The following is a 13512-nucleotide window of genomic DNA, read 5'->3' on the forward strand; positions in this document are numbered from 1 at the left end:
GGTTCAGCCGCCCCGGCCCTCGCGCGCCAGCGCCTCGGCGATCTCGCCGAACAGGGCATGGCTTTCCCGCGCCTCGGCCTCGGGCACCGTTCGCTGCACGAAGCCCAGGTGGATCACCACGTAGTCGCCGACCTTGGGCGGATCGTCCGCCACCAGCATCAGCTCGGCCCAACGTTCATGGCCCAGCGCCGCACATCGCGCGCGGGGGCCGTCGATTTCCTCGATGCGCATCGGAACCGTCAGGCACATCTGCGTCACTTTCCGCCTTGTTCGCCACTCGCCTGCCACTATGGTCGCGGACATGAGCCAAGACAATGCGACAATCCTGGTCCTCGGCCTCGGCAACACCCTGTTGACCGACGAGGCGGTCGGCGTGCGTGTCGCCGAACACATCGCGGACCTGCCCGAGGCGGCAAAACTGGGCATCCGGGCGCTCGATGGCGGCACAATGGGCCTGACGCTGCTGGTCGAGATGGAGGACGCCGACGCCATGGTGGTGATCGACGCGGCCTATCTGCAAAAACCGCCGGGAACCGTCGAGCTGTTCGAGGGCGAGCGCATGGATCATTTCCTGCGCACCCGGGGGCGCAATCCGCATGACATCGGGCTTGACGACATGCTCGACGGTCTGCGCCTGCGGGGCGCGGTGCCCGACCGGCGCGCGCTGGTTGGGGTGCAGCCCGCGGCGCTGACGGTGGGCGAGCACATGACGCCAGCGGTGGCCGAGGCGGTGCCGCGCGCCGCCGAGGTGGTCTTGGCCCTGGTGCGCGGCTGGGTGGCGCAGCCGGCGAGCTGATACCCGCCGATGGCCACGGCGCAACACATTTCGATAATCGCATCTAATTGATGCACATCAAGGCAGCGCGCGCGAAAAGCGCGGCATTTTTCTCCTGACGGTGCGTGGCGCCCGCTACGCGCCCTTCAGGGGGACAGGACATGACGGCCGACGGATCAGCCCCACGAGGCAGAGATGCCGTGGCCGAGCTTCGCTCGCACATCTCCACCGGCAACGCCCGTCCGGTGCTGCACGAAATCCGCGCAGCACTCGAAGCGCTGTTGGCGACCGGCACCGAGACCATCATCGACCTTGGCGCGATCCCGTTCGCCGCTGGCGACGAGCGCCTGCTCGACAGCGTGCTTGGCCCCGGCGAGGTTGTCGCGACGATCCGCGCGCTCGGTGAAACCCGGGTGCAGGAAACCGGCATCGCCGGGGTCTGGCGGGTCGATCACTTCGACGAGGACGGCGAGACGCTGTCGCGTTTCGTCGAAATCACCTTCATGCCCGAAATACTCAGAACGCAGCGTGCCGATGCCGAGCAGGCCCTCGACACGCTTGCCGCCCGGCTGGCCCGGCCGGACGCGCCCACCCATTAGAGAGGAGCCTCAACATGGCCGACAAACCTTTGCTACCTGAATTGATGAAAGCACATGGGATAAGTCGGCGCGGCTTTCTCAAATACTGTGCCACGCTGACCAGCATGATGGCCCTGCCGCCGATCCTGGCACCCAAGGTTGCGATGGCGCTGGAGGGCGCGTCGCGGCCCTCGGTGATCTGGCTGAGTTTCCAGGAATGCACCGGCTGCACCGAGGCGATCACCCGCAGCTATGCCCCGACCATCGAAGACCTGATCTTCAACGCGATCTCGCTTGATTATCACCACACGCTGCAGGCCGCGTCCGGCGAGGCCGCCGAGGCGGCGCGCGAGGCCGCGATGGAAGAGAACTGGGGTAATTACCTGGTGATCGTCGATGGCTCGATCCCGCTCGCCAACCCCGGGTTTTCCACCATCGCGGGCATCTCGAACCTCGAGATGCTGAAACAGACCGCCGAGGGCGCCGCCGCCATCGTCGCGGTCGGAAGCTGCGCGGCCTTCGGCGGCATTCCCCATGCCGACCCGAACCCGACCGGCGCGGTGTCGGTGGCCGATATCATCACCGACAAGCCGATCATCAACGTGCCCGGCTGCCCGCCGATCCCGGTGGTGATGACCTCGGTGCTGGCGCAATTCCTCGCCTTCGGGCTGGACAGCATCGAGGTGGATGACCTTGGCCGGCCCAAGGCATTCTACAGCGAGACCATCCACGACCGCTGCTATCGCCGCCCGTTCTACGACAAGGGCCTGTTCGCCGAGAGCTTCGACGACGAAGGCGCGCGCGAGGGCTGGTGCCTTTACAAGCTGGGCTGCAAGGGGCCGACCACCAAGTCGGTCTGCGCCACGGTGAAATGGAACGACGGAACCAGTTTCCCGATCCAGGCCGGCCACCCCTGCCTGGGCTGCACCGAGCCCGATTTCTGGGACAACGGCGGCTTCTACAAGCCGCTGTCGGTGCCTGCGGGCGACTATCGCAAGCTGGGCCTCGCCGCCGTCGCGGGTGGCGCCGTTCTCGGTGTCGCCGGGGGTGCGATCGCCCGTTCCGTCAAGTCGTCGGCAGCCGCGAAACATGAGCCGGTCACGCCGGACGATCTGGAGAAGAAGTCATGAACAATCCGTATTTCGATCTTCTGATGTGGGCCCGCGGACCCGGTTTCGACATCGCCCTGACGATCATGGTGGGGGGTATCCTGCTGCGCCTGGTCGAGATCTTCGTGCTTGGCCGCAAGAAGGACCTGGCCGCGCCCAAGGGCAACGGCGTGCTGCAAGGGCTGCGCACCGTCTTTACCCGGTCGGTGCCGCGCAAGGGCGCGATGAAAGAGGCGCCGGTGACCTATATCGCGGGCTACCTGTTTCATATCGGCTTTTTCGTCGCCTTCCTGTTTCTCGGCGCGCATATCGCGCTGATCGGCGACCTCATCGGCATCCAGTGGCCTGCCGCCAACAAGGCATTGATCGAGATCGCCACGGCTATCGCGGTCGTCGCGCTGATCGCGCTCTTGTGGACGCGGTTCAAGGACCCGGTGCGCCGGGCACTGTCGACCTTCGATGACTACCTTGTCTGGGTGCTGTCGATCCTGCCGCTTGTGACAGGCTATGCCGCGGTCAACACGATGTTCGGTGACAGCACCCTGATGATGGCGATCCACATGCTCTCGGCCGAGGCGCTGATGATCGCGTTCCCGTTCACCAAACTGATGCACGCCGTCACCTTCGCGGTGTCGCGCTACTACAACGGTTCGATCCAGGGCCGGAAAGGAGCCGAATCATGAGTGCTTCGCTTGAAAAGGGTCTGAACGCCCTGCGCGAACAGATCGACGCGCCGGTGGCCAGCTTCTTCACCTCCTGCGTGTCCTGCGGCATCTGCGCCGAGGCCTGCCTGTTCTACCAGGAGACCGGCGATCCGAAATACACGCCGATCCACAAGCTCGAACCGATGCGCCGCATCTGGTCCAACGAATTCACCCTTCTGGGCCGCGCCAAATCGATGCTGGGCATGGGCAGGAAGGTGACCGAACAGGACCTCGCGGACTGGGAAGAGCTGGTCTATGACAGCTGCACAATGTGCGGACGCTGCACCCTGGTCTGCCCGGTCGGCAACGACATCACCATGATGATCCGCAAGATGCGCGAAGGCATGTCCGCCTCGGGCAACGCCCCCGAGGAACTGGTGGCCGGCGCCAAGCGGCACTGGGAAAAGGGCAGCCCGATGGGCGACCTGCTGCCGGCGCTGACCGCGCATGTGAAAAACGTCGAGAAATCGACCGGCATCCAGGTCAACGTCGACAAGAAAGGCGTCGATTACCTCGTCATCCTGTCGGCCCAGGAGGTCGCGGTCTACAACGAGGTGATCGAGGCGCTGGCACGTATCCTCGACAAGGCCGGTGTGTCGTGGACGTTCTCGTCCGAGGCGTTCGAGGGCACCAACGTCGGCATCCAGATCGGATCGAAGGACCTGGCGCGCGAGTTCGTCAGCCGCACCGTGAACGCGGCCGAAAAGCTGAAGGTCAAGGGCGTGATCAGCCCCGAATGCGGCCACGCCTACCAGGCGCTGCGCTGGGAGGGGCCGAACCTGATCGGGCGCACCTATCCGTTCGAGGTGGTGCATGTGATCGAACTGCTCGACCGGTTGCGCGCCGACGGGCGGCTCAAGACCAAGGGCATGGACCACGCCAAGCTGACCTTCCACGACCCCTGCCAGATCAACCGGCGCGGCGGCATCAACCACGAACCGCGGCGGCTGCTGAACATGGTCGCGGACAATTTCACCGAGACCGAGGACGCCGGCACGATGAACTGGTGCTGCGGCGGCGGTGGCGGTGTCGGCTCGAACGAAAGCGCGACCGAACTACGCCTGCAGGCGTTCCAGCGCAAGAAACGGCAATTCGAGGCCGTCGCGCCCGAAAAGATCGTGACGATGTGCGCCTATTGCCACCACATCCTCGAGGAGAGCCTCGAACATTACGACATGGATATCGAGGTTCAGGGCCTGACCGAGTTGATGGCCGAATATCTCGAAGACGCATGAGAGGGAAAACAGAATGAACAAGAGACTCGTCGTTGACCCGATCACACGGATCGAGGGCCACCTTCGCATCGAGGCACAGATGGACGGCAACACCATCGCCGAGGCCTATTCCTCGGGAACCATGGTGCGCGGCATCGAGATCATCCTCAAGGGCCGCGACCCGCGCGACGCCTGGGCCTTTGCCCAGCGCATCTGCGGCGTCTGCACCCTTGTCCACGGCATCGCAAGCGTGCGCGCCGTCGAGGATGCGCTGAAGATCGAGGTGCCCAAGAACGCGCAACTGATCCGCAACCTGATGATCGCGGCGCAATTCGTGCATGACCACGTGATGCACTTCTATCACCTGCATGCGCTCGACTGGGTCGACGTGGTCTCGGCGCTCGACGCCGACCCGGCGGCCACCGCCGAGCTGGCCTCGTCGCTGTCGTCCTATCCGAAATCGAGCCCGGGCTACTTCGCGGACGTGAAGAAAAAGCTCAAGACCTTCGTCGATCAGGGCCAGCTTGGCATCTTCGCCAACGGCTACTGGGGGCATTCGGCCTACAAGCTGCCGCCCGAGGCCAACCTGATGGCGGTGGCGCATTACCTCGACGCGCTGGAATGGCAGCGCGACGTGGTCAAGCTGCAGGCGATCTTCGGCGGCAAGAACCCGCACCCGAACTTCCTGGTCGGCGGCGTGCCCAGCCCGATCTCGCCCAACGCCGATGGCGGGCTGACGATGGAGGACCTGTCGGAAGTCTCGCGCGTGATCACCAAGATGGAGGATTTCGTCAACCAGGTCTATCTGCCCGACACGTTGGCGATCGCATCCTTCTACAAGGACTGGGGCGCGATCGGCGAAGGCGTCGGCAACTTCCTGACCTACGGCGATTTCCCGACCGGCGCGACCAGCGATGCCGCGTCCTTCCTGGTGCCGCGCGGCGCGATCCTGGGCCGCGACCTGTCCACCGTGCACGAGGTCGATCTGCACGCGGACAGCCAGATCCAGGAGTTCGTCGATCACGCCTGGTATCAATACGAAGGCGGCGAGGGCACCGGCCTGCACCCCTACAAGGGCGAGACCGAGTTCGATTTCACCGGCCCGAACCCACCCTATGACCAGCTTGATGTCGAGGGCGGCTATAGCTGGATCAAGTCGCCGCGCTGGAACGGCAAGGCGATGGAGGTCGGGCCGCTTGCGCGGGTGCTGATGCTCTATGCCTCGGGCAACGATCACGCCAGGGAACTGGTCGATTCGACGCTGTCCACGCTGGATGTCCCGGTCGAGGCGCTGTTCTCGACGCTGGGGCGCACCGCGGCGCGCACGCTGGAGACCAAGATGTTCGTCGACTGGATGCGCGGCTGGTATGACGATCTTCTCGCCAACATCCGCACCGGCGATCTCAAGACCCACAACCAGGAACGCTGGGAGCCGAAAACCTGGCCCAAGACCGCGCAGGGCGCGGGCTACATGGAGGCACCGCGCGGCGCGCTGGGCCATTGGCTGGTGATCGAGGATCAGAAAATCGCCAATTATCAGGCGGTTGTGCCCACGACCTGGAACGCCGGGCCGCGTGATGCGGGCGGTCAGGAAGGCCCCTACGAGGCGGCGCTGAAGGGCCACACGCTCGCCAACCCCGAGCAGCCTCTGGAGATTCTGCGCACCATCCATTCGTTCGATCCCTGTCTGGCCTGCGCCGTGCACATGGTCGGCGAGGATGGCAAGGAAACCATGCAGATCAAGGTAAGCTGAGGGAAGAATGGCCGGGATATCCGCAGACATCGGCGGCGCGATCCGCGTGGTGCTGCGGCCTGACGGAGGGCGGATCGGGGCGGTTGAAATCGCCTCGACCCGCCCCGCCGGGGCCGCGCGCCTCTTCGTGGGCAAGCCGGTCGGGGACATGACGGCCAGCATCGGCCGGGTGTTCTCGCTCTGCGGCAAGGCGCAGACGGTGGCGGCGCTGCGGGCTTCCGAGGCCGCCCTTGGCCTGCCGCCCGCGCCCGGGGTCGAGGCCCTGCGCGAGGCGCTGCGCCTGGCCGAGATGATGACCCAGACCGCGATGCGCCTGGGGCTGCACTGGACGCGGGCGCTGGACCTGCCGATCCGCGCCGACCTCGTGCGCGCGGCACTGGCCGCCGAGGCGGCGCTGGCGCGTTTCGCGGGCGAGGGCTGGGCCTTGCCCGGGGCAGGGGTCGCGGCGCGGCCGGAGTTCGGCACGCCCTACGCGATGTTCGCGGGCGATCCGCTGGTGGCCGATCTGCAAGGCGCGCTCGCCGCGCGCGGGCTGGAGGATTTCGGCACCGGCATGGGCCTGTCCGCCCGGTTGGCGGCCAGCGCCGAAACGCTTGCCGGTCTTCCCGGCCAGATCGCCGACGCCCTGGCGAAGGTCACCCCGACCGAGGCCCGCATCCCGCCGCGCAGCAGCGGTGACGGCGCGGCCACCGTCGAGACCGCGCGCGGCCCGCTGACCCACCGGGTCCGCGTGGATGACGGCATCGTCACCGACTGCGAAACCGACGCCCCGACCGAGGCGAATTTTGCCCCCGGCGGCCCGGTCGTCACCGGGCTGACAGGACAGGCGCTCGACCCGGTCGCCGCCGAGCTTCACGTCTTCGCCATCGACCCCTGCGTCGCCTGTTCGGTGGAGGTGCAGGATGCATGAAATGGCCCTGGCCGAAAGCGTCGTCCAGATCGCCGTGGATCAGGCCCGCGCCGCCGGGGCCGACAGGATCGTTGCGGTCTGGCTGGAAATCGGCCAACTCAGCCATGTCGAACCGGACGCGATGCGGTTTTGCTTCGACGCGGTGGCGGCAGGCACACCCGCCGCCGGCGCGCGGCTGGAAATTGACAGGGTGCCGGGCAAGGCCTGGTGCCACGATTGCGGTGCCGAGGTGGCGATCCCCCGGCTTGGCGCCGAATGCCCGTCCTGCGGCGGCTACAAGTTGCAGGTCTCGGGCGGCGATGACATGCGGGTCAAGGAAATGGAGGTGTCCTGATGTGCACGACATGCGGATGCGGTGAAGGCGAAGTCAGGATCGAAGGCGCGAGCGAGGGCGGGGCTGGCGGGCACGCCCACCATCACCATCACCACCACGGCCACGACCATCACCACCACCACCACGAGGCGGAAAACGGAGACATGCACTTCGGCACCGGGCTTGGCGGCAGTCACACGCCGGGGATGAGCCAGACGCGCATCGTCCAAATCGAACAGGACATCCTGTCCAAGAACGACCACCTGGCCGCGCACAACCGCGAGGATCTGGCGCGCGCCGGTGTGCTGGCGCTGAACCTCGTGTCGTCGCCGGGGTCCGGCAAGACCACGCTGCTTGCCCGCACGGCGCGGGACATGGCGAAAAAACACCCGATCGCGGTGATCGAGGGCGACCAGCAGACGACGCTGGATGCCGACCGCATCCGCGAGACCGGCGCGCGGGCCATTCAGGTCAACACCGGCAAGGGCTGTCACCTCGACGCCGACATGGTCGGGCGCGCGATCCACAAGCTTGCCCCCGAAAAGGGCAGCCTTCTGTTCATCGAGAACGTCGGCAACCTGGTCTGCCCGGCCGGGTTCGACCTGGGCGAAGCGGCCAAGGTGGTGATCCTGTCGGTGACCGAGGGTGAGGACAAGCCGTTGAAATACCCCGACATGTTCCGCGCCGCCCGGCTGATGGTGCTGAACAAGTCAGACCTTCTGCCCTATGTGCCCTTCGATGTCGACAAATGCATCGAATACGCCCGCCGGGTGAACCCGCAGATCGGCGTGTTGACGGTGTCGGCGCTGACCGGCGAGGGGCTCGACACCTGGTATGCCTGGATCGAGGCGGTCAGGGCCGAACAGGTGGCGCTGGCCGGGGCAAGTGGATAGGTGTTCGCGATACACATGGCAAACCGCAAGGACACGACCCGATGAACGATTTTCTGTTCCCGCCCTCCGCCACCCCCGCAATCCCGGTCGAGGGCGGCGGGCTGTATCCGGTGAACCGTATTTTCTGCGTCGGCCGCAACTATGCCGCCCATGCCGCCGAAATGGGCACCGAGGCTGCCACAGATGCGCCGTTCTATTTCACCGTGACACCGGCCCACATGCTGCTGTCGGGCGCGGTGCTGCCCTATCCGCCGGGCACCGGGAACTTCCACTACGAAATGGAGCTGGCGCTGGCGATCGGCAAGCCGGTGTTTCGCGCCGCGCCCGAGGACGCGGCGGATGCCATCCTGGGGTATTGCTGCGCGCTCGACATGACCCGGCGCGATGTGCAGATCCAGGCGCGCGAACAGCAGCGGCCCTGGGATCTGGGCAAGGATGTCGAGGGCGGCGCGGTCTTCGCCCCGCTGACCCGGGCCGGGGATTTCGGCGCGGTCGCATCGCAGCGCATCCACCTCGCGGTCAACGGCGAGGTCCGGCAGGACGCAAACCTGTCCGAGCTGATCCATTCGCCCGCCGCGATCGTCGCGCACCTGTCGGGGTTCTATCACCTTGCGCCGGGCGACATGATCATGACCGGCACGCCGGCGGGCGTCGGGCCGGTGGTGGCCGGCGACGAGATCACCGGCGGGATCGAGGGGCTTGCGCCCATCGCGCTGAGCATCGGCGCGGCGGAATAGGGGTGTTGGGCGGGTGCGGTTTCGGTGTATCCTGAGCGCAGGGCAGCACGCAGCTGGAGGTGTCGGTTTGCCGATGGGGGTGACGTGAGACAGGTTCGAACAGGCCGCGCACTGGCGGTGCTTTTCGCGGCGTTTGCGCTTGTTTCCGGTTGCAGCGAGCCACAGGCAACACCGCCGATCGCCGTCCCGGCGGGCGGCACGAGCCTTGCCGCCACGGTCTTTCTGTCGCAATCCGGGCCGGATCGGGACGACGCGGTGTTTCACTTTCCCGCTGTCGCCAATGGGGAAACCCGCGTCGCCCTGGCCTCGACCGCAAGCCGGCCGATGGCCGCGCGGCTGAGCTGTGACGGCCCGGCGCGGTTGCAGACAACGGACGACAGCGGCCCGGGTGAATTCATGCGCCCCGGCGGGGTGCGCGCGGTATCGGTGCCCGCCGCCGGGGCCAACCTGTTGCCCGAACTGCTGCTGCCCCCCGGCACCGAAGCCTGCGAAATAACCTGGGGCGCGGACAACCGCCTTTCGTTGCGAAGCGACGCGGCGCCCGAACCCGCCGGCACCACGCCGCACACCTGCCCGACCCCCAACCCGGCCCCCACCGACGCGCTTGCGCAGGTCTTCTTTTCCGAGCGTGCGCTTGATCTGACCTGCGCCGCGCCGACCGGCAATATCGTCATGGTGCCGGACGAGATTGACGGGCTCAAGTGGCGGATCGACCGTCTGACCGGCGGCAACGTCTCGCGTGCCGCGCTGGAGGCGGGCGATCCCGACATGGCGCTCGATTTCTCCAAGGCGCCGCATTTCGACGAGATCGTGATCTCGTATCTCCTGATCCGCTCCGACCTGTCCGGCTGGCTGACGACACGCACGCTGGCCTATCACGCCGCGCGTGGCACCCGCATCCGGGTGCTGACCTCCGACGCGCTGATGCCGCAGTTCGACCGCGCCCCGCTCGAGGCGCTCGCGGCCGCCTATCCCGGGGTCAGCCTGCAATACTTCAAATACCCCTCGCGGGGTCCGGGCTCGATCATCGACAACGTGCAGCGCGCCAACCATGTGAAGCTGTTTTTAGGTCTTTCGCCCGAGCCGGGCCGGTCCTTCGCCCTGATCGGGGGCCGCAACCTTGCCGATGGCTATTTCTTCGATGGCGCCATCGACCAGCCCGACCATCCCTTCCTGCGCTCCTACGACGATACCAAGCGCGGGTTCGGGGTGGTGTTCTACTCGCTCTATGACGATTTCGAGATGGCTCTGACCGACCGTGACCGCGTCGAAGAGCTCGCGCGCCAGTTCGATCGCTACTATCTGCGCGACACGCGTGTGCAGGCCATGCAGCCGGTCGCGGCCGGTCCGCGCCGCCCGCCCCCGCCGGCATCGGGCACCGGGCTGGTGCGCCATTTCATCTCGCTACCCTGGGCCGATGGCCGGGCGCACGAAGCCTACTATGTCGACCTGTTCGACGCTGCGCGCTCCGAGATTTTCATTGTCTCGCCGTTCAACTACCCCACGCCCGCGATCCACGAGGCGCTGGTGCGCGCGGCGGCGCGCGGCGTCGACGTGCGCATCGTCACGCGCCGGGGCGGCGACGAGCCGCCCTCCAGTTTCACCCGCGCCCTCAACACACGCTACGGTAAAACTGGGCAGGACAAGTTCCGTTTCAGGTATTTCGGCGGCGGCGCGCGGCTGCTTCATGCCAAGATCATCGTCATTGACGGCCGCCTCGGCGTGGTCGCCTCGACCAACCTGAACCGGCGCAGCTACATCCATGACACCGAGAACGGTCTGGTGTTCCTCGACCGCAAGGTGGCCCGCGCGCTGCACGCCGAGGCCGAACTCTTCTGGGCCATGGGCGGGACCGAAGACGATCCGGACGATCGTGCCCTGGCCATCGGGATGTTCGAGGCGATCCCCTGGCTGGAACAGTTCTTCTGAGCGCGGCGCGCCTCAGCTTTCCCCTTTGGCCTTCGGCGCGGCCTTGGCCTTGGGTTTGGCCTTCGGCGCGGCCTTGGGTTTGGCCTTGGCTTTCGGCTTGGCCTTGCCCTTGCCGCCTTTCGCGGCCTTGGCGTCGACCAGTTCGACCGCCTGGGCCAGCGTCACGCTTTCGGGCTCCATCTCCTTGGGCAGGGTGGCGTTCACCTTTTCCCATTTCACGTAGGGCCCGTAGCGCCCATCCATGACGTTGAGCGCGCCGCCCTTCTCGGGATGTTCCCCAAGCTCTTTCAACGGCTTGGCCGTCGATCCGCGCCCCGGCCCCTTGGCGCGTTTCTGCGCGATCAGCTCGACCGCGCGGTTCATCCCGATCTCCCAGACCTCGTCGACCGAAGGCAGGTTGGCGTAGGTCTTGCCGTGTTTCACGAACGGGCCATAGCGCCCGATGCCCGCCTCGACCGGCTCGCCGTCTTCGGGATGCGGGCCGATTTTGCGCGGCAGGCTCAGCAGTTGCAGCGCCTTCTCGAGGTCCATGTCGTCGGGCGACCAGCCTTTCGGCAGGCTGGCGCGCGGCGGCTTCTTGTTGTCTTCGGTCGCCTCGCCGCGCTGCACATAGGGGCCGAACCGGCCCGAACGCAGGCTGATCTCGTCGCCGCCGTCCTCGCCCAGCACACGGTCGCCGCCGTTGCCATCCTCACCGCCCCCGATCGGGCGGGTATAGCGGCATTCGGGGTAGTTCGAGCAGCCGACAAAGCCGCCGGTGCGCGAGGTTTTCAGATGCAGGCTGCCGGTGCCGCACAGCGGGCAGGCGCGCGGGTCGGACCCGTCTTCGCGCTCGGGGTAAAGCTGCGGCGCCAGCGCGGCGTCGAGCTTGTCGAGCACTTCGGAAATCCGAAGCTCGGAGGTTTCCGCAATCGCCGCCGAAAAGTCCCGCCAGAACCGCGCCAGAACGTCCTTGTAGTTCAGGTCACCGGCCGAGATCTCGTCGAGTTCTTCTTCGAGATTGGCGGTGAATTCGTAGCCGACGTATTGCCGGAAAAAGTTGAGCAGGAAGATCGTCACGATCCGGCCCTTGTCCTCGGGGACCAGGCGGTTCTTGTCCTTGCGGACATATTCCCGATCCTGGATCGTGGTGACGATCGAGGCATAGGTCGAGGGCCGCCCGATGCCCAGTTCTTCCATCCGCTTGACCAGCGACGCCTCGGTATAGCGCGGCGGCGGTTGGGTGAAATGCTGCTCGGGCGTGACCGCGCGCTTGTCGGTCGGCTCACCCTCGGCGATCTGCGGCAGGCGTTTGTCGTCGTCATCGACAACCACATCGTCGCGGCCTTCCTCATAGACCCGCAAAAACCCGTCGAACAGCACCACCTGGCCGGTGGCGCGCAGGCCGACCTGGCCATCGGGCGAGGCGATCTCGACCGCCGTGCGTTCCAGCCGCGCGGCCGCCATCTGGCAGGCCAGCGTGCGTTTCCAGATCAGGTCGTAGAGCTTGCGCTGGTCGGCCTCCAGCCGCCCCAGCTTGCCGGCGTCGAGGCTCATGTCGGTGGGCCGGATGCACTCGTGCGCTTCCTGCGCGTTCTTGGCCTTGTTCTTGTAGATCACCGGTTCGGCGGGCACGTAATCCTTGCCGTAACGCGCCGCGATCTCTTCGCGCGCCGCGGTCACAGCCTCGGGGGCCATGTCGATCCCGTCGGTCCGCATGTAGGTGATGTATCCGGCCTCATAAAGCCGCTGTGCCGTCGACATGGTCTGGCGCGCGCCAAAGCCGAACTTGCGGCTGGCCTCCTGTTGCAGGGTCGAGGTCATGAAGGGCGCCGAGGGGTTGCGGCTGCCGGGTTTGGCCTCGACCGAGACGACACTCAGGTCGCGGCTTTCGATCGCCTGCACCGCCAGTTCGGCCTCGGTCTGGTTCGGAATGTCGAAACGGTCGAGCTTTTTTCCGCCCAGCGACACCAGCCGCGCCTCGAAGGTCTGGCCGCGCGGTGTGGCCAGCGTGGCGGCGACGGACCAGTATTCGCGCGCCGTAAACGCCTCGATCTCCATCTCGCGCTCGACGATCAGCCGCAGGCAGACCGATTGCACCCGGCCCGCCGACCGCGCGCCGGGCAGTTTGCGCCACAGCACCGGGCTGAGGTTGAAACCGACGAGGTAATCCAGCGCCCGGCGCGCGAGATAGGCGTCGACCAGCGGCGTGTCGACCTGGCGAGGGTTCTTCATCGCCTCGGTCACGGCGGCCTTGGTGATCGCGTTGAAAACCACGCGCGACACCGGCGTGTCCTTCTTTATCGCCTTGCGCTTGCGCAGGGTCTCCTCGAGGTGCCAGGAAATCGCCTCTCCCTCGCGGTCGGGGTCGGTGGCGAGGATCAACTCGTTGTCTTCGGCGAGCGCGTCGGCGATGGCCTTGACGTGCTTGCGACTGTCGGCCCCGACCTGCCAATGCATCTCGAAATCGTTGTCCGGCTCGACCGATCCGTCTTTCGGCGGCAGGTCGCGGACATGGCCATACGAGGCGAGAACGGTGTAGCCGTCGCCCAGATACTTGTTGATTGTCTTGGCTTTAGCCGGACTTTCGACAACGACAACAGGCATGGGCTTCCTTT

Annotated in this window: 13 protein-coding genes; 11 read left to right on the forward strand and 2 right to left on the reverse strand. The window is 66.4% G+C overall.

Going from position 1 to position 13512, the window contains the following annotated elements; genetic code table 11:
• Positions 1 to 3: 3 nt before the first annotated feature.
• A complete protein-coding gene (locus tag FVF75_RS07295) occupies positions 4 to 249 on the reverse strand; it encodes a HypC/HybG/HupF family hydrogenase formation chaperone (protein ID WP_148377273.1) in 246 nt (81 codons plus the stop codon).
• A gap of 52 nt (positions 250 to 301) precedes the next feature.
• On the opposite strand from FVF75_RS07295, the gene FVF75_RS07300 reads away from it, so the two are divergent.
• From FVF75_RS07300 to FVF75_RS07350, 11 genes are all read left to right on the forward strand, one after another.
• Complete coding sequence (locus tag FVF75_RS07300) at positions 302 to 796, forward strand: hydrogenase maturation protease (RefSeq protein WP_166130491.1); 495 nt, start codon at positions 302 to 304, stop codon at positions 794 to 796.
• A gap of 179 nt (positions 797 to 975) precedes the next feature.
• Positions 976 to 1374, forward strand: coding sequence for a hydrogenase expression/formation protein (locus FVF75_RS07305; RefSeq protein ID WP_222861200.1), 399 nt, complete (start codon positions 976 to 978; stop codon positions 1372 to 1374).
• A gap of 44 nt (positions 1375 to 1418) precedes the next feature.
• Positions 1419 to 2483, forward strand: coding sequence for a hydrogenase small subunit (locus FVF75_RS07310; RefSeq protein ID WP_246138022.1), 1065 nt, complete (start codon positions 1419 to 1421; stop codon positions 2481 to 2483).
• The gene (locus FVF75_RS07315) at positions 2480 to 3145 is read left to right on the forward strand and encodes a respiratory nitrate reductase subunit gamma (RefSeq protein WP_148377277.1); all 666 of its coding nucleotides are present in this window, start codon (positions 2480 to 2482) and stop codon (positions 3143 to 3145) included. The genes FVF75_RS07310 and FVF75_RS07315 overlap by 4 nt, the downstream gene beginning before the upstream one ends.
• Positions 3142 to 4401, forward strand: a complete 1260-nt coding sequence (locus FVF75_RS07320) for a (Fe-S)-binding protein (RefSeq protein ID WP_222861201.1) — start codon at positions 3142 to 3144, stop codon at positions 4399 to 4401. Before FVF75_RS07315 ends, FVF75_RS07320 begins: the two co-directional genes overlap by 4 nt.
• Positions 4402 to 4414: 13 nt before the next feature.
• A complete protein-coding gene (locus tag FVF75_RS07325) occupies positions 4415 to 6133 on the forward strand; it encodes a nickel-dependent hydrogenase large subunit (protein WP_148377279.1) in 1719 nt (572 codons plus the stop codon).
• A gap of 7 nt (positions 6134 to 6140) precedes the next feature.
• Positions 6141 to 7043: a hypothetical protein gene (locus FVF75_RS07330; protein WP_148377280.1), complete on the forward strand. Its 903-nt coding sequence runs from the start codon at positions 6141 to 6143 to the stop codon at positions 7041 to 7043.
• On the forward strand, positions 7036 to 7377 hold the full coding sequence (gene hypA, locus FVF75_RS07335; protein ID WP_148377281.1) for a hydrogenase maturation nickel metallochaperone HypA: 342 nt from the start codon (positions 7036 to 7038) through the stop codon (positions 7375 to 7377). Before FVF75_RS07330 ends, hypA begins: the two co-directional genes overlap by 8 nt.
• Positions 7377 to 8249: a hydrogenase nickel incorporation protein HypB gene (hypB, locus tag FVF75_RS07340; protein WP_148377282.1), complete on the forward strand. Its 873-nt coding sequence runs from the start codon at positions 7377 to 7379 to the stop codon at positions 8247 to 8249. The genes hypA and hypB overlap by 1 nt, the downstream gene beginning before the upstream one ends.
• A gap of 41 nt (positions 8250 to 8290) precedes the next feature.
• Positions 8291 to 8986, forward strand: a complete 696-nt coding sequence (locus tag FVF75_RS07345; protein WP_148377283.1) for a fumarylacetoacetate hydrolase family protein — start codon at positions 8291 to 8293, stop codon at positions 8984 to 8986.
• An 84-nt stretch (positions 8987 to 9070) separates the two neighbouring features.
• Positions 9071 to 10915: a phospholipase D-like domain-containing protein gene (locus tag FVF75_RS07350; RefSeq protein WP_148377284.1), complete on the forward strand. Its 1845-nt coding sequence runs from the start codon at positions 9071 to 9073 to the stop codon at positions 10913 to 10915.
• A 12-nt stretch (positions 10916 to 10927) separates the two neighbouring features.
• Here the strand turns inward: FVF75_RS07350 and topA are convergent, their stop codons facing one another.
• Positions 10928 to 13501, reverse strand: a complete 2574-nt coding sequence (topA, locus tag FVF75_RS07355; protein ID WP_148377285.1) for a type I DNA topoisomerase — start codon at positions 13499 to 13501, stop codon at positions 10928 to 10930.
• Positions 13502 to 13512 lie beyond the last annotated feature (11 nt).

This window comes from Maritimibacter fusiformis (genome assembly GCF_008086115.1).
GTDB classification, from domain to species: domain Bacteria; phylum Pseudomonadota; class Alphaproteobacteria; order Rhodobacterales; family Rhodobacteraceae; genus Muriiphilus; species Muriiphilus fusiformis.